Annotated in this window: 1 protein-coding gene; it reads right to left on the bottom strand. The window is 71.1% G+C overall.

The window, feature by feature from the left end; genetic code table 11:
• Positions 1–232: CoA transferase (locus OH705_RS28625; RefSeq protein ID WP_267303621.1), on the bottom strand; the 232-nt coding region annotated here is incomplete at its 3' end.
• Positions 233–239 lie beyond the last annotated feature (7 nt).

Here is a 239-nt window from a genome sequence, read left to right as displayed (position 1 = left end):
CGGCACTCGACAGATCCACCGTCAGCGAACGCTTGTTGCGGTTCGCGCAGAGGTAGTAGGCGGACTCGCCCGTTTCGTTGCCCGACGCATCGCGCAGGAACGGCGGCCCCCAGCCGCGCGTATCGTCGCCGGTGCCGGGGCGCTCCACCTTGATGACGTCGGCGCCGAGGTCGGCGAGCACCTGCGTGCACCACGGGCCCGCCAACACGCGCGTCAGATCGAGTACGCGCACGCCGGCC

Origin of the sequence: Pseudomonas sp. BJa3, assembly GCF_026343815.1 — a bacterium.
GTDB lineage: Bacteria > Pseudomonadota > Gammaproteobacteria > Pseudomonadales > Pseudomonadaceae > Aquipseudomonas > Aquipseudomonas soli.
This window is presented reverse-complemented; position numbering and strand designations above follow the sequence as displayed.